General features: G+C 61.5%; 22 protein-coding genes and 1 pseudogene. 11 read left to right on the forward strand and 12 right to left on the reverse strand.

Annotated features, from left to right (window positions below):
* The first annotated feature begins 49 nt into the window (after positions 1-49).
* Entirely contained in the window at positions 50-2,485 is a 2,436-nt protein-coding gene (locus EN869_RS22875; protein WP_127228256.1) for an EAL domain-containing protein, read from the forward strand.
* 70 nt (positions 2,486-2,555) lie between these two features.
* Here the strand turns inward: EN869_RS22875 and EN869_RS22880 are convergent, their stop codons facing one another.
* Positions 2,556-4,088 (reverse strand): acid phosphatase, encoded by a 1,533-nt coding sequence (locus tag EN869_RS22880; RefSeq protein ID WP_127228257.1) that lies wholly within the window; start codon positions 4,086-4,088, stop codon positions 2,556-2,558.
* Positions 4,089-4,293: 205 nt separating this feature from the next.
* Here EN869_RS22880 and EN869_RS22885 point away from each other — a divergent pair, with 205 nt between their 5' ends.
* The 6 genes and pseudogenes from EN869_RS22885 (at position 4,294) to EN869_RS22905 (ending at position 10,230) form a co-directional block, all read left to right on the forward strand.
* A complete protein-coding gene (locus EN869_RS22885; RefSeq protein ID WP_127228258.1) occupies positions 4,294-5,553 on the forward strand; it encodes a cytochrome-c peroxidase in 1,260 nt (419 codons plus the stop codon).
* 173 nt (positions 5,554-5,726) lie between these two features.
* Positions 5,727-7,553 carry a tetratricopeptide repeat protein gene (locus EN869_RS22890; RefSeq protein WP_167507127.1) on the forward strand — a complete coding sequence of 609 codons (1,827 nt, stop codon included), beginning with the start codon at positions 5,727-5,729 and terminating at the stop codon, positions 7,551-7,553.
* Positions 7,550-8,032, forward strand: a complete 483-nt coding sequence (locus EN869_RS22895; RefSeq protein ID WP_127228260.1) for a tetratricopeptide repeat protein — start codon at positions 7,550-7,552, stop codon at positions 8,030-8,032. Before EN869_RS22890 ends, EN869_RS22895 begins: the two co-directional genes overlap by 4 nt.
* A gap of 15 nt (positions 8,033-8,047) precedes the next feature.
* Positions 8,048-8,374 (forward strand): annotated as a pseudogene (locus EN869_RS35545) (tetratricopeptide repeat protein); the annotation flags it as partial.
* Complete coding sequence (locus EN869_RS22900; RefSeq protein ID WP_281015782.1) at positions 8,363-9,865, forward strand: tetratricopeptide repeat protein; 1,503 nt, start codon at positions 8,363-8,365, stop codon at positions 9,863-9,865. The pseudogene EN869_RS35545 and the gene EN869_RS22900, both read left to right, overlap by 12 nt.
* A 113-nt stretch (positions 9,866-9,978) precedes the next feature.
* Positions 9,979-10,230, forward strand: coding sequence for a hypothetical protein (locus EN869_RS22905; protein ID WP_127228262.1), 252 nt, complete (start codon positions 9,979-9,981; stop codon positions 10,228-10,230).
* Positions 10,231-10,278: 48 nt separating this feature from the next.
* Here the strand turns inward: EN869_RS22905 and EN869_RS22910 are convergent, their stop codons facing one another.
* The gene (locus EN869_RS22910) at positions 10,279-10,863 is read right to left on the reverse strand and encodes a dihydrofolate reductase family protein (RefSeq protein WP_127228263.1); all 585 of its coding nucleotides are present in this window, start codon (positions 10,861-10,863) and stop codon (positions 10,279-10,281) included.
* 100 nt (positions 10,864-10,963) lie between these two features.
* On the opposite strand from EN869_RS22910, the gene EN869_RS22915 reads away from it, so the two are divergent.
* Positions 10,964-11,380 carry a helix-turn-helix domain-containing protein gene (locus tag EN869_RS22915; protein ID WP_127228264.1) on the forward strand — a complete coding sequence of 139 codons (417 nt, stop codon included), beginning with the start codon at positions 10,964-10,966 and terminating at the stop codon, positions 11,378-11,380.
* Positions 11,381-11,436: 56 nt separating this feature from the next.
* On the opposite strand, the gene EN869_RS22920 is transcribed toward EN869_RS22915, so the two are convergent.
* A complete protein-coding gene (locus EN869_RS22920) occupies positions 11,437-11,604 on the reverse strand; it encodes a hypothetical protein (RefSeq protein WP_245489573.1) in 168 nt (55 codons plus the stop codon).
* A gap of 148 nt (positions 11,605-11,752) precedes the next feature.
* Between EN869_RS22920 and EN869_RS22925 the strand changes: the two genes are divergently transcribed.
* Together EN869_RS22925 and EN869_RS22930 are read left to right on the forward strand one after the other, a co-directional pair.
* Positions 11,753-12,013: a hypothetical protein gene (locus EN869_RS22925; protein ID WP_127228266.1), complete on the forward strand. Its 261-nt coding sequence runs from the start codon at positions 11,753-11,755 to the stop codon at positions 12,011-12,013.
* 3 nt (positions 12,014-12,016) lie between these two features.
* Positions 12,017-12,277 carry a hypothetical protein gene (locus tag EN869_RS22930; protein ID WP_127228267.1) on the forward strand — a complete coding sequence of 87 codons (261 nt, stop codon included), beginning with the start codon at positions 12,017-12,019 and terminating at the stop codon, positions 12,275-12,277.
* 555 nt (positions 12,278-12,832) lie between these two features.
* On the opposite strand, the gene EN869_RS22935 is transcribed toward EN869_RS22930, so the two are convergent.
* The 9 genes from EN869_RS22935 to EN869_RS22975 form a co-directional block, all read right to left on the reverse strand.
* Positions 12,833-13,417, reverse strand: coding sequence for a hypothetical protein (locus EN869_RS22935; protein ID WP_127228268.1), 585 nt, complete (start codon positions 13,415-13,417; stop codon positions 12,833-12,835).
* A gap of 419 nt (positions 13,418-13,836) precedes the next feature.
* Positions 13,837-14,016 (reverse strand): hypothetical protein, encoded by a 180-nt coding sequence (locus EN869_RS22940; protein ID WP_127228269.1) that lies wholly within the window; start codon positions 14,014-14,016, stop codon positions 13,837-13,839.
* Positions 14,013-14,195, reverse strand: coding sequence for a transposase (locus EN869_RS22945; RefSeq protein WP_127228270.1), 183 nt, complete (start codon positions 14,193-14,195; stop codon positions 14,013-14,015). The genes EN869_RS22940 and EN869_RS22945 overlap by 4 nt, the downstream gene beginning before the upstream one ends.
* 215 nt (positions 14,196-14,410) lie before the next feature.
* A complete protein-coding gene (locus tag EN869_RS22955) occupies positions 14,411-15,115 on the reverse strand; it encodes an SOS response-associated peptidase (RefSeq protein WP_127228271.1) in 705 nt (234 codons plus the stop codon).
* Between the two features lie 78 nt (positions 15,116-15,193).
* Positions 15,194-15,409 carry a hypothetical protein gene (locus EN869_RS22960; RefSeq protein WP_127228272.1) on the reverse strand — a complete coding sequence of 72 codons (216 nt, stop codon included), beginning with the start codon at positions 15,407-15,409 and terminating at the stop codon, positions 15,194-15,196.
* Between the two features lie 189 nt (positions 15,410-15,598).
* Positions 15,599-16,849 (reverse strand): sensor domain-containing diguanylate cyclase, encoded by a 1,251-nt coding sequence (locus EN869_RS22965; RefSeq protein ID WP_127228273.1) that lies wholly within the window; start codon positions 16,847-16,849, stop codon positions 15,599-15,601.
* Positions 16,850-17,212: 363 nt separating this feature from the next.
* Positions 17,213-17,359, reverse strand: a complete 147-nt coding sequence (locus tag EN869_RS34525) for a hypothetical protein (protein WP_167498644.1) — start codon at positions 17,357-17,359, stop codon at positions 17,213-17,215.
* Positions 17,360-17,460: 101 nt separating this feature from the next.
* Complete coding sequence (locus EN869_RS22970; protein WP_127228274.1) at positions 17,461-17,694, reverse strand: hypothetical protein; 234 nt, start codon at positions 17,692-17,694, stop codon at positions 17,461-17,463.
* A 95-nt stretch (positions 17,695-17,789) separates the two neighbouring features.
* The gene (locus tag EN869_RS22975; protein WP_127228275.1) at positions 17,790-18,332 is read right to left on the reverse strand and encodes a phosphatase PAP2 family protein; all 543 of its coding nucleotides are present in this window, start codon (positions 18,330-18,332) and stop codon (positions 17,790-17,792) included.
* 40 nt (positions 18,333-18,372) lie between these two features.
* On the opposite strand from EN869_RS22975, the gene EN869_RS22980 reads away from it, so the two are divergent.
* Entirely contained in the window at positions 18,373-18,855 is a 483-nt protein-coding gene (locus EN869_RS22980; RefSeq protein WP_127228276.1) for a DUF2127 domain-containing protein, read from the forward strand.
* Positions 18,856-18,905: the final 50 nt, after the last annotated feature.

An 18,905-nucleotide genomic window follows, 5' to 3' on the forward strand; every position in this document is an offset into this window, starting at 1 on the left:
TCCTAAACCGTGAAGCGCTATCTCTTGCAGACTGTAGGGGGCTTTGCGGATGAACGCCTTCTGGCGAATGACCGGATTTGCTTTGATCGTGGTGACCGGCGCGGCGACGCTGGCCGCGTTGCACATCCGTTCCCAGCGCGACTTCGCGCTCGCCAAGGAACGCTACCTCGAGAACTCTCAGGCGGCATCGCGGGCAACCGCCAAAACCGTCGAAGACGCGTTGCACGCCATCTATGAGAACGTCCGGACCCTCACCTACCTGCCGAGCGTGCAAAACCTCGATCGCCATGGCACGAATCTCGGCGAGGAAGGCCGCGCCACGATCCAGCAGATCTACAACAACCTGGCCAACAACGTTTCCATCTCCGAAGTCTACTTCCTGCCGCTGGACTTCGACCCCGATCGCTTCGATCCAGTGACGGGAAAGCTGGAGGAGCCGATCCTCCAGTTCGACCAGTTGATTGTGAACGCCAGGGCAAGGATCGACGCCACCAGCGCCAAAAAACTCGCGACGCTCGACGATCAATCGCTGACGCGTCCGCCTGAAGAGGTCGAGACCTATGAATACCACGAACTCGCCAGGCAGCTCGCCTGGCTTAAGGCGAACTATCCGACTTCGAGCAACATCGAAGGGCTCAACGTACCGATCATCGGCACGAAAGAGCTGATCACCTGCGACAACACGGATTTCATCCACAGCGGCAACGACGCCGATCGATCGGGCTTCATCCTGTCGGTTCCGGTTTTCGCGGCCGACGGCAGCCTGCGGGGCTCGGTTTCGGCCATCATGCTTACCTCGGCGCTGAGAAAGCTTCTGCCCAGCGCCGATTATGTCATCGTCAATGCGGACTACGGTTTCGAATCCGACCAGCATCGGCTTTCGACGTCGCTGGCCGCCGATACAAGTTCCTTCACCGCGCCCGATCCAAACCTGATCTATTCGGAAGTGATCCCGCTTTCCCTCAACGATCCGAGAAGCGCGTGGCGGCTCTGGGCCGGATTCCCGAACAGCCGGTTCGAGAACGATGTCGATGTCCAGTCGGTGCGGGAGTTCGAACTTGCGAGCTACGCCGCAACCGCCATCGTCACCTTGCTGGCACTGGTGTGCTGGTATGCGATCGGGCGCACGATGTCGATGCAGACGGAGGCCGCCGAGACACTGGAACGACGGGTGGATGAACGCACAGCCGAGATCCAGCACCTGGCCACCCATGACATCCTGACCGGCCTGCCGAACCGCGGGCTGCTGGCCGATACGATGGACGAGGCGTTGCGCAGTCTCAGGGACGCCGAGAAGCTGGCCGTGCATTGCATCGATCTCGACCGCTTCAAGCCGGTCAACGACACGCTCGGCCATCCGGTCGGCGACGAGCTTTTGCGCGCCGTGGCTGCGCGGCTGAAGCAGCAGGCCGGGGAAACCGCCATGGTGGCGAGGGTCGGCGGCGACGAATTCATAATCCTGCAGTTGCTGTTCGATGGCGATGACCAGGCCGGCGCGCTGGCGAGCCGCGTCATCCATGCGCTCTCCAGCGAATTCCCGATACAGGGCCACACCATCAATATCGGCGGCAGCATCGGCATCGCCGTGTTTCCCGACGACGGACAGAGCTCGGAAATCCTGATCCGAAATGCCGACCTCGCGCTCTACAAGGCCAAGATGGAGGGCCGAGGCACCTGCCGGTCATTCGAGCCCGGGATGGACGCGCGTCTGCAGGAGCGCCGTCTGCTCGAAGCCGAACTGGCGCTTGCCGTGGCGAAGGATCAGTTCGTGCTGCACTATCAGCCGCTGCACGATGCGGAGACTTCCAAACTTACCGGCTTCGAGGCACTCGTGCGCTGGAACCATCCGCGGCTTGGCCAGTTGCCGCCGTCGGAATTCATCCACTTGTCCGAAGAGATCGGGGTGATCGACACGCTCGGCGAATGGATCCTGCGGAAAGCCTGTGCCGATGCAGCCCAATGGCCGCTGCCGGTCAAGGTCGCCGTCAATCTGTCGCCCGCCCAGTTCAAGCAACAGGGACTGCCGCTTCAGGTCGCCTCGGCGCTCGCCGCTTCCAATCTGTTGCCGTCGCGGCTCGAGCTCGAGATCACCGAGTCGGTGTTGCTGGCGGACAATGAACACACGATCCAGACCCTGCACAGCCTGCGCGATCTCGGCGTCAGCATCGCCATGGACGACTTCGGAACCGGCTACTCGTCGTTGAGCTATCTGCGGTCCTTTCCGTTCAACCGCATCAAGATCGATCGCAGCTTCGTCAGCCTGATGTGCGAAAGCAGCGAAAGCCGAGCAATCGTCAAGGCTGTCGCCGATCTCGGCTCAACACTCGGCATGACCACGACCGCCGAGGGAGTCGAGACCGAGGATCAGTACCGCCTGGTCAAGGAGAACGGCTGCACGGACGTGCAGGGATGGTTGTTCGGACGACCAATGCCGGCGTCCGAGCTCACAGCCCTTTTCGAGGCACCGCGCGCCCTTACCGCCTGACGAGGCGATCTTGCCGGCGCAACGACAAAAGGCCCGCCAAAGCGGGCCCTTTGCACGAGATGTCTTAAACCTACTTCGTCAGATCCAGCGCGGCGCTCAGATCCCCCATCGGCGGCTGGCCGTTGGCGGTCAGCGCCTTGTCACGGGCGACGATGCCTCGCAGCACCGGCAGGTCGTAGCGGTTGGTGATGAAGCGCAGGATCGAGGTCGTGTCATACTGCGTGTGGTCGACCGTGCCCGTCCTGGCATAGGGCGAAATGATGAAGGCCGGAATGCGGTTGCCCGGGCCCCAGCGGTCGGCCTTGGGCGGCGCGACATGGTCCCAGAAGCCGCCATTCTCGTCATAGGTGACGACCACCAGCATATGGGCCCATTGCGGGCTCTTCTCCAGATGCGAAACGAGGTCGGCCAGATGCTGGTCGCCCGAGGTCACGTCGGCATAGCCGGCATGTTCGTTGAGGTTGCCCTGTGGCTTGTAGAAGGAGACCTGCGGCAGCTTGCCGTCGTCGATTGCCTTGATGAATTCCGTGCCGCCCAGGCCGCCGTCCTTGATGTGCTCGGCGCGCGCGGCCGTGCCCGGGGCGTAGGCGGCGAAATAGTTGAAGGGCTGGTGGTGGAACTGGAAGTTCGGCACGGGCGTCGCGTTCTTGCCGTCGAGCGCCGCCTGCCAGGCGCCAGAGTACCAGGCCCAGGAAACGCCCTTCAGCGACAAGAGGTCGCCTATGGTGATCTCATGCTGCGGCGGCAGCGTAGTCGGCGCCGCAGGATCGGCCAGCGCCGCGTCGCCGCCCGCGGCCGGCTTGTTGGCGCTCGGCTGGTAAGGCGGCTGCATGGTGTTGACGGCGTAGAAGTCGGGCGTGATGGCGCCGTCGCTGACGAATTTCGGTACGCCGCCCAGCGCCGACGGCGGCGAGTTGTCGGCGACCTTCAGCGTCGTGCCGTCGGGCTCGACGACCGCGATCTGGCCCTTGATCGGGCTAGTGTCGGCGTGCGGGTAGTAAGGCACGCAGGCGCAGGCGAGCATGAAGTGGTTGAGGAAGGAGCCGCCGAAGGCGCCCTGGAAGAAATTGTCGGCGAGCACGTATTTCTGGCCGATCGCCCACATCGGCAATTTCGAACCGTCATAATGGCCCATCACCAGCGAGCCGGAATCGGCCCAGGCGACGAATTTGTCGTTCTTGCCGCCGTCGATCTGCATCTGCTCCTGGTAGAAGCGGTGCCACAGGTCATGCGTGATGACGTTGGTGCCCTCGTTGAAGCTCTTGGGATCGTCGATGGCGAAGGTAGCGTTGGCCAGATGGGCGGTCTGCGCTTCCGTCACCGCCGGCGTGACGCCCTTGCCGGTCAGTCCGCCCCAGGCCGGCGGCAGCTCGGAAAGCGGCTTGCCGTCGCGGTCGAGCTGGCGCGCCTGCTCGGGCGAGACGTTGGCGAGGCCATTGGCGCCCGGGAAGCCGCCATAGAGGTTATCGAAGCTGCGGTTCTCGGCGAAGATGACAACGACGGTGTCGATCTTGTCATAGCCGGCAGGGGCGGCATGGGCAGCCGCGGTGAGCGCTGCCAGCGCCGTGCTGGCGAGGCAAAGCGAGAGAAAGGACCGGATCATTGGAAGTGCCTCGTGGCTGGGGAGTGGCTGGAGGACGGCAATGCCTGTGCGAGAATAACGTACAGGCATGGACCCAGCTACTTCGATGCCTTATCACCTTTGTGACATTTGGCACCGTCTCGAACACGGTTTCGTGAGCGCGAAGACTGGTCATCAATCCTTTGCACTGCCTCCTTACTTCCCGGCAGAATTCAGGATGGCACCGATGACGATGGGAAGATGGAAAAGCCAGACGCTCGTCCTTGCAGCGACCTCGTTGGTCGGCTTCACCGCGCCCGCAAACACCACGGAGCCTTCCGGTCTCCATCCCGGCCCGATGACACGCCAGGAGGCCTATGCGCGCGCCGAGGCATTGACCGTGCTCGGGCGAAAAATGTTCTTCGACCCTGCCCTTTCGGGCTCGGGCAAGCAGGCCTGCTCGTCCTGCCATGATCCAAACCACGCCTTCGGACCGGCCTCGGCCTCGCCGGTCGAGATGGGCGGGGCGAAGCTCGACCAGCCCGGCGTGCGCGCGGTGCCGTCGCTGCGCTATTTGCAGGCGGCGCCCGCGTTCAGCGAGCATTTTTACGATTCCGAGGACGAAGGCGACGAGAGCGTCGACAATGGCCCGACCGGCGGGCTGACCTGGGACGGCCGCGCCGATCACGGCAAGGACCAGGCGAAGATCCCGCTGCTGTCGCCCTTCGAGATGGGCAACAAGGACGAGGCCGAGGTGGTCGCCAGCCTGCGCAAGGCGCCCTATGCCGATGCCTTCAAGGCCGCCTTCGGCGCCGATGTCTTCGATCACCCTCGCGACGCCTTCGACGCGGCGGTGGAAGCTCTCGGCACCTTTGAGCAGAGCAGCGCGGATTTCTACCCCTATTCCAGCCGCTACGACGCCTTCCTGGCCGGCAAGGCACAGCTCTCGGCGCAGGAATTGCACGGCCGCATGCTGTTCGAGGACGAGGCGAAGGGCAATTGCGCGAGCTGCCATCTTAGCGAGCCGGCCAATGACGGCGAACCCCCGCAATTCACCGACTACGGCCTGATCGCCATTGCCGTGCCGCGCAACCCGGCGATCCCCGCCAATGCCGATCCCGCTTATGTCGACCTTGGGCTGTGCGGCCCACTGCGCACCGATTTCAGCGGCCGCAACGAATATTGCGGCCTGTTCAAGACGCCGACGCTGCGCAACGTGGCCTTGCGCAAAAGCTTCTTCCATAATGGCTATTTCCACACGCTGCGCGAGGCGGTGGCCTTCTATGCCAGCCGCGACAGCGATCCCGGCCGCTGGTATCCGAAGAAGGCCGACGGCACGGTGAACAAATTCGACGACCTGCCAAAGGCTTACTGGGCAAACCTCAACACCGAACCGCCCTTCAACGGCAAGAAACCCGGCGACAAGCCGGCGCTGACCGACGCCGAGATCGACGACATCGTCGCCTTCCTCGGCACCCTAACGGATGCCGATCAGGCGGGGCAGTGAGGCTGCGCCAGCGCCGCTCGATAATCGATCCACGAACGCAACCAGCGATTGCTCGCTGAAACGGCTCGGCTAGAATGCATCGACGCCGCTTGCAGCGGCGCTGCGGGTTTCGGTCGGCGGGGTGGGTGGAATTGATCCGGATTTGGCTCAGGCCTTCATGGTGGGCAAGCCTGTTGCTGCCGCTTATGCTTGCCGCGCCGGCGGCGGCCGCCATCCAGGAGTACGACGACCATCCGGCCTGCGGCGGCCAGACGGTCGATCCGGCGCGGCGCATCGTTGCCTGCACGCAGATCGTCGAGGACCGCTCGGAGACGAAGAACAACCGCGCTGCGGCCTTCGTCATACGCGGCAACGCGTTCGGCGCACAGGAAAACTACTTCCTCGCCATTGACGATTACAATCAAGCGATCGAACTCGACCCGACAAACGCGAACGCGTACTATAACCGGGCCGTAGCCTGGATGCGCGCGAAGCAACCGGACCGCGCGCTGGCCGACTACGACAAGGCGATACAGTTTAATCCGAGGGGTGCAGACGCATGGTACGGGCGCGGCATTCTTTTGGACGATATCGGACGAAGCGATAGAGCCATCGCGGATTTCGACAAGGCAATCGATCTCGGAGCGAACGATGCCGGCGTCTATCTCAACAGAGGGATATCCTGGAGGCACAGGCACCAGGACGACCGCGCCATAACCGACTTCGATAAGGCGGCTGTGCTGAGTCCGAACGATCCGCTGATTTACATCGTCCGCGCGCTGACTCGCCTGCGTGACGGCGACACTGAGCATGCCATTGCCGATTGCGACCGTGCCATCACTCTGGACCCCAAGAACGCCGACGCCTATGCCACCTGCGGCCTAGCCTGGAAGCACCAGGGTAACGACGACAAGGCGATCGCCGATTACGACAAGGCGATCAGCCTCGACCCTTGGAAGCCCAACTCCTACCATGAAAGAGGGCTGGTCTGGAACAACAAGCGCAACTACGACAGCGCGATCGCCGACTACGACAAGGCGATCAGCCTGGACCCGAAAAACGCTGACCTCTTCGATGACCGCTGCCTTGCATGGCGGCGCAAGGGAAGTCTCGACCGGGCGATGGCTGACTGCAACCAGGCGATCAATCTCGATCCTAAGGATGCAGACGCCTTCAACAGCCGAGGGCTTCTCTGGGCGCAAAAAGGCGATGAAGACCTTGCGATAGCCGACTTCGGCAGGACGATCGCGATCGACGCGAACTCTCCAGGCGCCTTTGCTAACCGGGGCGACGCCTGGTTCAGGAAGGACGATACCGGCCACGCCATCGCCGACTATGATGAGGCCATCGCGCTCAAGCCGGGCTATGCCGCCAATTATCGCCGGCGTGCAGCACTGTGGCGAAGAATAGGCGATTATGAACGGGCCGTCGCGGACTACGATCGGGCAATCAGCCTCGAGCCGAAAAATGCCCGAGGCTATGACGGGCGTGCATTGACCTGGTTCGGCAAGGGTGAATATTCGCGTGCGGTCGCCGACTACGACGAGGCAATCGCACTCGATCCGAAATTTGCCTATGCCTATTTCGGACGTGGCATCATCAGTTTCCATTCCGGCGCGCCCGGCAAGGCGGCCGCCGATTTCCGGCAATCCGCCGCGCTCAAGCCGGACGATGCCTATTCTGCGATCTGGCTCGCTCTTGCCGAGCAACTTGGCGGCGGCACCGGCCATCTGCGCGAGGCGACGGCCAAACTCGACATGAAGAAATGGCCGGCGCCAGCCGTGCGCATGCTGCTTGGCGAAACAACCCTGGCGGAAGCAATGGCGGCGGCTGCGGACTCGAATCCGTTCAAGCAAAGCGGCAACCGCTGCGAGGCAACCTTGTTCGCCGCCGAGCTCGCGCATGTTGAAGGACGGGGCGACGAGGCGCTGCGGCTTTATCGCGGCGCAGCCAGGGACTGCCCCAATGCCTATTACGAGAGTGCCGCGGCCAAAGCCGCGTTGCACGAGTTGGCGCCATGAACGCGAAGATGGACATGCCATCTCCGGTGCTGGGCTTGGGATTGAATGGCCTCCGCTTCGGCGGGCCGTTCTTCGCCGCCTGCGTATTGCTGCTCGCTTCCATGCTCCCTGCCCTCGCCGCCAGCAGCGACTGCGTCAGTGACGACGAGGTGGATCAGACCGTGCGCATCCAGGCCTGCACGCGCATTATCGACGACGCGACAGAGCCAGCAAGAAACCATGCCATCGCCTATTTCAAGCGCGGCAATGTGTGGGCGGAACGGCACGAATACGGTCGCGCCATCGCTGATTTCCGCGCCATGATCGACCTCGATCCAAACTTTGCCAATGGCTACTACAACCGCGGTGTAAGCTGGGTCTTCAAGGGCGACTACGACAAGGCCATCGCGGATTTCGACACGGCGATAGGTCTCGAACCGAACAACGGCGACTACTACTACAATCGCGGCGTTGCCCATTCCTACAAAGGTGAGGACTAGCTTGCTCTCGCCGACTACGACAAGTCGATCGAACTCAACCCGGACGACGGCAGGGCGTTTCACAACCGGGGCTTGACCTGGGCAAGAAAGGGCGATGATGACCGCGCCATTGCTGACTATGACCAGGCAATCCGCCTCGACCCTACGCTTGCCAACGCCTACAACAATCGAGGCTCCGCATGGGCGCACAAAGGCGATTACGACCGTGCCATTGCCGACTATGACCAGGCAATTCAGCTCGATCCCAAACATGCCAACGCCTACTACAACCGTGGCCTCTCCCGGGCGGCCAAAGGTAACCAGGAGCGTGCTATCGCTGATTACAGCGAGGTGATAAGACTCAATCCAACACATGCCCTCGCCTATCAAGATCGAGGTTCTGCTTGGGCCAACAAGGGCGACAACGATCGCGCCATTGCCGACTATAACCAGGCGATAAGCCTTGATCCGAAAAATGCCAGCGTCTACTACAATCGGGGCATCGCTTGGTCCGCGAAGCACGAGTATGATCTTGCCATTGCTGACGACGACCAGGCAATCGACCTCGATCCGGAAAACGCCAAGGCCTATTACAACCGTGCGCTCGCTTGGGCGAACAAGGGCGACAACGATCGCGCCATTGCCGACTATAACCAGGCGATAAGCCTCGATCCGAAATATAGCGACAGCTACAGCGGGCGAGGTCTGATGTGGGCTCGCAAGCAGGAGCTTGATCGCGCCATCGCCGATTACGACAAGGCGATCGGCCTCAATGCAAACCACGCGATTGCTTACCACAATCGCGGTCTCGCCTGGTTCGGCAAAGGGGAACCGGATCGCGCCATTGCTGATCTAGACAGGTCGATCGTCCTCGACCCCAAGGACGCCTCCACTTACTATGATCGGGCCACGATCTGGGGCAGCAAGAATGACGCTGTTCGTGCCATTACCGATTTCGACAAGGCGATCAACCTCGATCCCAAAAACCCTGCTGCGTTCTTCAACCGAGGCATCACCTGGGCCGCCAAAGGCGATGCCGACAAAGCCATCGCCGACTATGACCGGGCTATCGAGCTCAATCCGAAACTGACAGTCGCCTACTACAGGCGCGGATCGGCATGGCTTGAAAAAGGCTACGATAGCCGCGCCATCGCCGACTACGACAAGACCATCGCGCTCAACCCAAAGATGGCAATTGCCTACAACGACCGGGGTTTCGCCTGGAGCAATAAGAGCAACTACGATCTTGCCATCGCGGACTACGACCGCGCTATCGAACTCGATGCCAAGAGCATCAAGAGCTACCAGAACCGAGCCTTTGCCTGGGTGGAAAAAGGTCAATATGACCGCGCAATCGCCGACTACGGCGAAGCGGTCCAGCTCGATCCGAAAGACGCCCGCACCTATGCCGGCCGGGGCGTGCTTTATCTCTATTCCACCGGGCAACTGACGAAGGCGCAGGTCGATCTTTCGCAGGCAGCGGCACTCGTGCCCGAGAATGCCTATTTTGCCATCTGGCTGGATATTGCCACGAGGCGCAATGGCGCGGCGAGCCATTTGCAGCAGGCGGAAACCAAGCTCGACATGACGAAGTGGCCGGCGCCGCTGGTCAGCATGCTGCTAGGTCGAAAGACGCCCGCCGAAGCTCTTTCGGATGCCAACGCTGTGGATCTAACCCAGAGAACCGGAAAAGTGTGCGAGACGAATTTCTATACGGCCGAACTCGACCGGCTGCAGGGGCATGACGAAGACGCCTTGCGGCTCTACCGGCTAGCCGTCAGCGATTGCCCCAGGAATTTCGTCGAGTATCGTGCCGCCAAGATGGCTTTGCGCGCACTCGGCACTTCGCCGTGACGAACGGAGCCCAGCAGCTGGCAACGATGGAGATCGGCATGTGTGAACCAGGTCATAGGAACGCCAAGCAGCGTCTGCTATATTAGCGGCTCTTCACGGGACGGGGGTCTCGCATGAGGTTCATCGCGGTGCAGGAGCCGCCTGGCAGCAGCTGGGCGGTGTTCGATGCAGGCAATGGCGCTCCGGCCGAATATGCCGGTCGCGTGCTTATCGGCCTGACGTGGCGCGAAGCCCGCTGGTTCGTCGCCCTGGGCAATGACCGCTCCGGCTGGCCACAATACAGCCGGCCAGCCCCGCAACTGCGGTTGGTTGAAGCTGGCGGGCCCATTCCGATCCAGGAAAGGCACAGCCAGACAGGCGGTTAGAGAGTTGGGCTGCCGGATTGATTCAGGCCGCGGGGCCTCAGGCTTTCATCACGCCGGCGCGTAGCGGCTCACCACCATGCCACTGGCATAGGCCTTGGAGCCGAGGAGTTTCAGCCTGGCAAATCCGCCCTGGTCGAAGATGCGCCTGCCTGCGCCCAGCACCGCCGGGTTGACGAAGAGCTGGAATTCATCGACGAGGCCGGCGGCGATCAGCGCCGAGGCGAAGCCGGCGCCGCCGAACACGGCGATGTCGCCGCCCTTGCCTTTTTTCAGCGCGGCGACCTCACGCGGCAGGTCGCCATTGACAACCCGCGTTCGCTCCCAGCGTGAGGTCTCGAGCTTGTCGCTTGCCACCACCTTCTGCGCCTCGACGATGCGTTGCGCGAAGGCATAGAAACGGTCTTTCGGATATTTCCTGGCCGCCTTGCCCCAATGGGTCAGATAGCCCTCCTCGGCCATCTTGCGGCTCAACAGGATGGTGTCGATACCCGGAAAGACGGCGTTGAAGTCCTGCTTGAGCTCATCGTCCCAGGCGCTGTCGTCGCCCCATTCCCAGAGCTGCCAGCGGTGGTCCTCCTCGGCGCCGACGAAACCGTCGACCGACATCTGCATCTGAAGGATGAGCTTTTTCATGTCCGGTCTCCTCCTGCACTATTGATTTACTTTTGAAACCAATTGACGCAAGACCCGAATGGTGTCAATAGTAAAGTGATTTAAAAATGGAAGCATATTGATGTCGAGCAAGGGACGGTCCGGCTGCCCGATCAGCCTGTCGCTGGAACTGCTCGGCGACCGCTGGACGCTACTCATCATCCGCGATCTGGTGTTCGCGGGGAAAAGGCATTTTCGCGAGTTCCTGCAATCGGACGAAGGCATTTCCTCGCGCACGCTGGCCGAGCGGCTGCAGACGCTGCAGAACGAAGGCATCCTCACCCGCAGCGACGACCCGACACATGGGCTGAAGGCGATCTACCGGCTGACCGAAGCGGGCATCGACCTTTTGCCGGTGCTGGCGACGCTCGGCGCCTGGGGCAGCAGATATCGCAACGCCGACGATAAGCTCGTCCGGATCGCCATTGACCTCGCGGCCGGCGGCGAGTCGGCGCTTGAGCGAATGAAGGAGAAACTCAGAGTGGAGCACCTGGGGTAAGCCGGCGGTATAGACCGCTCTCCCCCACGCCAACTGCCTATTTCCAAGCGCCGTTTTCAGCGCGCCGCCTTGCGTGGCGCGCTGAGCGCATCGAGACGCTCCTGCAGATGGCCATTCAGCACGATCATTTCTTTCAGCGCCTTCACCGGGTCGCCGTTATGCCGGGCAATGAAACTCTCGGCGACCGCGTGAAGCGCGGCTTCCTGGCGGCTGTCCAATCTCACGACATGATCCATAACACTTGCCCCCGTCGCCTACATTAGTAAGCGAACAAAAAGTGAACAAAAATGTCAATAGCGAATTGACTCACCGAGGAATGGATTCCTATTTTTCCAGGAGATGGGGCGGTTGCTATATCCACGGAGAGCTACGTTGGGCAGACGGAAAAGCCGCTATGACAGATTGTTCCATTCGGACGCCGAGGCGCTTATCCGCGATGCGCTGGCGTTGCGCGAGACAGCGCTGGCGGCGCAGCTCAACCTCAAGACCAATTGCGAAATGTATTGGCGGCTCAATGGGTTGACGGACAGGCTGCATGAGGTGATGAGCGCCGTGGCCGGCAAGGAACCCGACTTCCGCGCCGCCTGGCTAGGACTCTTGCCACTGCCCGAGGATTATTGCGACCGGACATGACGGATGGCCGGACCCATGGACAGCGTCGGCCGCGCGGCCAAGGCCAATATGCTGCTCGTCGTCGAATGCCGCCATTGCTACCACGCCGGCCGCTTCAAGGCGAACGACCTGGCCAAGGTGGTAGGCTGGAACAAGCCGCTCGAAGCCATCCGCTTCCGCTGCAAGCGCTGCGGCCGCAAGGACACCGAGGTGAAGACCCAGTTCATCGACCAGGATCATCCGCCCAAGGGCTATATATGGGTGCTGCAGAAGGCGCGAGGATGAAAGGGATCCCAGTCCCTCGCCCTCACCAACGTCTCAGCTCTCCAGTCTCCGACTATTTCTGACGAATATCGAAGATAGGACAGATGCGACCCCAAGCGCCCAATATCCGCCGGACAACATGATACACTTCTTAAGGGTATAAGAAAAAGGGGCGTCATATATGGTCGGCGGTCGGAGAGAATGAAACTCGAATAAGTTTAGATAAGCCATTGTGAATGACAAAATTGCCGTGAAAAGGCACCCTAGAATGATCTGGAGAATTTTTATTTCCAGTCCAGGTGTACCGCCTTCATCGAACGTGGGGATGTAGCCGCCTTGATCACGCACATCCCGGTACAACCTCCACGACAACCAAAGCAACCATACAAGGCTCGTGGCACTGCAGGCAGCCATGTAGGCGGGCAGCCCTTGCAGGAAGGACTCCTTAAGCACCCCCCTTCCAATGAGCTGATGGGCATGAGCGACCTCGTTGGCAGCGGGCGGCCAAAAAAAGGGACCTATATACGAGAGTGACCCAATTCAAGATGGCGGACCAAGGCGCGATGCTGGCGATCCTTAGATCAAGTCTTCGGGTTCGATGTCCTTGTCGTCCTTGTGACCGTCAATGAGCATCCTTGCCACGTCAGGCCGCCGCGCAGCGGCATCCGCAAGAGCGCCCATCAAATGTACCGGTTGGTAACCTTCCGGTTCATACGGAACCTCGCATAGCCAGTATCCCCCGGTCTTGAACCGTACGACACGGTCTCTCATCCGCCACAACATGGTTGACAGGACCATTTCAGGGTCCGATCCCTCGATTGTCAGGCCACGGTCGATCAGCGCCTTGAAGAGTTCGCTGCGAGATACGGGTTCGCCTCGCTCACGGATCACCGCACGCGCGGCTTCGGCAACATCTTCCTTTTTTGAATTGCGAATCGCCTTGCGCTTAACCGACGATGGTGCCGGTTTGTTCTGTTCGGCGGATACGCTTTCCACAGGAATCACAGGCTCGCCGGATGCAAAAGCGTTCCACTGGTCGATGAATTGGTCGGCCATCAAGATACGGTCGTGCCACCCGCGCAATTCCGCTTCGAGCCGTGAAATTTCCGAAAGAGCTTTTATTTTCAGCGCCTTAGCGTTTTCCAATGCCACGTCTGACATAGCTAATCTCCCTGTGAATGGCTGACATTACGCCGGGGAGATGCCACATTCAAGGCCACATTCAGGCTATGCAGGCGCGCAGATTCAGGTTAATGGTTTCTTGCGTCGCCTGGTAAACGCAAAAAGACCCGGGTTGCGACCGGGTCTTTCTTGGGTTGCCAGCGTCTCTCGGGGACCGTGTTAGTGCCTGACCGAGAGCGAAGGCAGCAGTGATTTGGAGAGTTTTTTAGTACACTGATTTGCTTGAGGACGCAACCGCCTCACGGCGGCAAAGGCACCCAACGGCCACAGGCCAGAAGGACTGCCTTAATGAAAACTTTGAACGGACTGCTTGTACGGGTCTGTCACTATGTGCGCCCGCACTTCCGCATCCAGAATGGCCGCCTCGTCGCGGTGCAGGGATACTGGAGGTGCTGCGGCTAGCCGGGGTCGCCCCCCTTCTTCTTGGCCGCCGGGGGCTTGTCCTTCGGCGGCTTCTTCTTTTTTGCCTGAGCGATAAGCTCGTCCACCTCTTTCTTGTCGGTGGCGCCGAACCGTTCAAGTGCTTCGGCGAAGTCGATGTCGAGGTGAAGCGGCGGCTCGTATTTCTTGCCGGTCATGCGATCAATTCCCGATAACGAAGGCGACCGTCAACGCGGCCGAAGAACTCGTTCATCCGATCGCCTTCGGCCACCTCACGGCGATTATACCGCCACGTCATCTCGGAAAGGTAATTGCCGAGATGCTTGTCGGAAATCCAGTGGTGTATGCCGTAAATCTGGCGCTTGATAGCGACCACGCGCCCTCAATCGAATTGATATGGAAATAATAGCCACGGCTGTATTCGCCGCCGGAGTGGTTGACGGTCTGATGATAATAGGTGTCAGACAGGCCGCTGTAACCGGAGAACTCGTCGGTCAGAACGATTGAGCCTTCCTTGACGTGAGCCTCTACAGCCGCCTTCAGTGGCCGGATCTGCCCTCAGGATTTGCCTCCGGGTCAGCATCTGCGTCTCTAAAACAACGATCGCTGCGCCGGCGGCTCGGCAGGAAACTTGATCTGCGTCGCCGGCTTTTCCACGATCACCAGCGCATCGTCCGGCGCCGGTTGCTGCAGCTTCCTTGCCTCCGACCATGGCGCGGTCAGCCACAACTCGGTCTGTTCCTGCGTGGTCAGGATCACCGGCATTGCTTTCTCGTGGATCGGCGCGACGAGCGCGTTGGGCCGCGTGGTCAGAAAGCCGTAGAGCTCGTGATCGCCCGGACCCTCCTTCACCTTGCGCACGCCGTGCCAGGGAGTCCACAGGCCGGCGAAGAAGAACAGCGGACGCTCTTTGCTCAGCGCAAACCAGAAATTCTTCTGTACGCCGGTTTCGGGGTCCTTGTCGCCGGGCGTCGGCGACGGCTCGGCGAAGCTCGTCACCGGCACCACGCAGCGGTTCTCCACACCGAGATAAGGCAGCCAGTGGGCGTATTGCGGATTGCGGATGTTGGTGGTGCCGGAATCGGCGTTGCCGCGTATCCGTTCCGGCGGCGTCGGCATGCCCCAGCGCAGCCTGGCAAGTTCGCGGCTGCCATCGGCGGCATTGCGCACAACCGGCGCCGGCTGGTTGGGATAGATGTCGACCGAGGGCTCGAGGTTGCCGGAGATGTCGCGCAACGCGCGCGTCCACTGGCGGATCGCCTCCTGGCTGGTGGTGATGTTGTAGAGATTGCACATCGGCAGCGTTCCCCGTCCGCCGATTGTTTCCCGCATTTCCGCACGAAGCGCAAACTGCACGAGGCGACGTCGACAATCTCAGCGGGCGCGCCCTCGCCGCACGGGCCCGGCCGGTTCGTCGGCCGGCGGCTCTCCGGGCAGTCCCAATCGCAGCCGCTCCTCCTCGGCGAAGGTCTCGGCCTGCGCGTGAATGTCGAACACCTGTTGCGTCAGCCTGCCGCCGTCGACGATGCGCACGATCCATTGGCCGTTGATGGCCTTTACACGGACACTGTCTGGTTCTCCCGTGACCATATACAGCCCCCTGCTCCTTAGCCGAAGAATTGGTTTCTCCGGCCCAATATGATCTAGCGCGGCCGGAGCGGCCGAAAGAGCTTGGCTAATTGGCCTTTAGTGCAAATTTGCCCGCCAATATTCGATATATTTGCGATGACTAATGAATAAAAACGATTTGTGAAGAGCTGGCCCGTTATCGCGCCTAATTCAGCAGAATTCGACTTCAAGGTGGCGTTCGGCCTGACCGACGACGCGGCAGCGAGTTTCGAAGGCGTCCGAGCGGATCTGCAGGCTGAATGTCTCCGGCACGCCAATCGAGCTGGTGACGTCGAGGCCGGCGCCGTCCTCGCCCAGCGTACGCACCGTACAGTCGATCGACGACCTGCGGTCGTTGAACAGGATGCGCCCCGCTTTCAGCACGCGGCGGCGCGGTCCGGCCGGCGCGTCGCTCGGCGGGCGCCAGGCGACGCAGCGGTTACGGCCGCCGGCCTTGGCTTCGTAAAGTGCAGCATCGGCATTGGCCAGCAGCGCGTCGATGTCGCCGGTGCGGGCATCGAGCGCCGCCAAGCCGAAGCTCGAGGTGACCGGAACCGCCGCGCCGTCGTTGCGGATCGCAATCCGTTCGATCGCCTCGCGGACCTTCTCGGCCACGCCGCCCATATGGGCGCGATCGGTATGCGGCAGGATCAGCGCGAACTCCTCGCCGCCCAGGCGGCCGAAAATGTCGGTGCCGCGCAACTGGCTACGGCAGGCTTCGGCGGCGGCGGCCAGCACCTTGTCGCCGATTGCGTGGCCGTGATTGTCGTTGATCGACTTGAAATGGTCGAGGTCGAAGGCGATGCAGGCCAGGCCGTGCTTGTGGCGTTGGGCGAGCGCAAGGGCAGTGGCAGCCTGCTCCTTGAAGGCGCGGCGCGACAGCGCGCCGGTCAAGGGATCGACGGAAGCCAGCTGGCGCAGTTCCAGCTCGTCCATGGCAAGCGCGGCGAGATCCGACAGGATGGCGATCTCGCGCTGGCTGAAGGAGCGCGGCTCGAAGCCGATGGCGCATACCGTGCCGATGTTGTGGCCGTCATTGGTGCGCAACGGCACGCCGGCATAGAAGCGGATCTGCGGGCCTGCCGTCACCATCGGGTTCTGCGCGAAGCGCGCATCGTCGCGCGCGTCGGGCACCACCAGCGGCGACCTGTCCTGCAGCGTGTATTTGCAAAAGGTCTCGTCACGGCTGACCTCGCGGTTCTCCAGCCCCTCATAGGCCTTGTACCACTGCCGGTGTCCGTCGATCATCGAGACGATGGCGATCGGCACGTCGAAGATGTTCCTGATCAGCCTGGTGATGCGGTCGAAGGCCTCCTCACGCGGCGTATCGATCACGTCGAAGCGATCGAGGGCGTCCAGGCGTCCCGCCTCGGCGAGGTCTTCCATCGCCAGCGGCGGCGTTTGTGTGAGTACCCGGTGCATGGCGTCAGCCTCATTGCCAGTTCCACCCGCGCCCGGCGGCGAAGAATGCGAGGCATGGCTGAAAATTCGGTAAAAGGCGTGGGGGAACGGACAGTACCCGGCCACGCGGGAGCGCTGACGAATTTGCGGAGGCGGCAGCGGCCCGGCAGCCTTGGGGGGGTGATACTGGGTTCGGCGGCCGGGCCTGACCGGAGTTTGCGAGGCCGCCGGCTGTCAGAAAGGATGCGCTTGCGCCCATGCGAGGGCAAGAACGACCTAGGCCCTAAGACCAAAGCTGCAAAGGGCGTGGCCGAGAGGGACCAATTGTCATTGGCCTATGGCGCGGATCGACCCGGAAAATATCGCGCGGCGACGCCGCCCGCGTCAAAAGCCGAGGAAATGCCGGCCGACGAGGTAGCCTAGCGCGGCGACGACCAGCGGAAACAGCGCCGGCGCGGCCCTGCTGAACAGCGAGGGGTTTATCTCCTTGGCGGGAGCGCTGGGCTTGGCATTGCCTAGATTTTTGGTCATGAAGCTCGTTACCGGTTTGGGGGCTAGCTGCCGGCTGAGTCATTAAATTAGCAACTGCTTATTAAGTTTCCGGCAAGGCCATCGTTACAATTCGCGGCAACTTATTCCGATCGCTGGGTGCGCTCGGCAAGCGCGAAGGCCTGGAGGTTGCGCGACTTGCCGGGATCCTGGTCGGCATTGGCGATGATGGCGTGGAAGGCGGCGCGGGCGATGTCCTTCTTCCTGGCATCGGGGTGTTCCTTGCGCACCGCCTTGACCAGATCCTTCGGCGTCATGTCGGGGGTGACGAGGCGCATCAGCGTATCGCCTATGGCCTGCATTTGGCTGGCATCCATAACGATGAACCCTGTTCTGGCGGCGTGAGCCTAGCATATAGTTGGGAGAGCGCATCACTTTTGTGATGCGCTCCGGTGAGCTGGAGCGGGATTCCCTAGAGGACCTTCGTCGCGAAAGCGTCCAGCCGCGAATTCTCGCGATAGCACAGCCGCACCGCTAGGGCGGCGGCAATTCCGGTGGCCGCGCCGCCGGCAATGTCGCCGGCATAGTGGATGCCGAGATGCAGCCGCGACCAGCAGATGAGCACCGCCATCACAAGCAAGGCAAGCGTGCGGCGCGGCAGCGCCTGCATGGCGAAGGCGGCGACGATCGCGATGCTGGCGGTCGCGTGATCGGAGGGGAACGACCAGTCGGCGCTGGGCGCGATCAAGAGATGCGTGACGCCGGCGTCGTAAGGCCTGATCCGGTGGACGAAGAGCAGGATCGCCTGGTTGATCGCCAACCCGAGCAGGAAGGAAAGACCGGCGGACAGGCAGGCATGACGCACATGGAGGCGGTCGTTCCTGGACCACCATTGCAGAGCGACGGCAATCACCATCAGCGGCACGCCGATTTGTGAGATGGTGATCATTGTCCTATCAAGGAGCGGGCTGATGCCGGCAGCGGCGTTGATCCAGTGCGTGAGAGAAACATCCATTCTTTGCTTGCTTCCCCTGATTTAGAAGTGAGATCGATCGTTGAAGCCCGCCGGCGAGCACCGCATTCACCAGCTCTTTGAGGTCAGTGTATGGCTAAAAGGTGCCCATGCCTTGATCGAGTGCGTCGGCGGCATCCTGCTTTACCTCGTCACCACCGACACCATCGCTTCCTGGGTCAACATGTTCACCCAGGAGGAGTTGATCGAAGATCCAAACGATTTCATAGCCAGCCACTTGTCGCAGATGGCAGGCCAGTTCTCCGTCGCGAGCAAAGAGTTCTATGCCTTCTATCTGCTTAGCCACGGGCTGATTAAGCTTTTGCTGGTCATCGGCCTGCTGCGCGGCAAGCTGTGGTCCTACCCTGCCTCGCTGATGGCGCTCGGCGCCTTCATGGCCTACCAGGTCTATCGCTACTCCTACACGCATTCGCCCGGCCTGCTCGTGCTGACCGTCTTCGACGCTATCGTCATGTGGCTGATCTGGCAGGAGTGGAAGACGGTGCGCCGCCATATCACGCCCTAGATCGTGATGGCGTTTCGTTAAATCGCCATCACGGTCTAACTCTTTTGCCG

The organism is Mesorhizobium sp. M2D.F.Ca.ET.226.01.1.1 (assembly GCF_004022705.2).
Classification (GTDB): Bacteria; Pseudomonadota; Alphaproteobacteria; order Rhizobiales; family Rhizobiaceae; genus Mesorhizobium.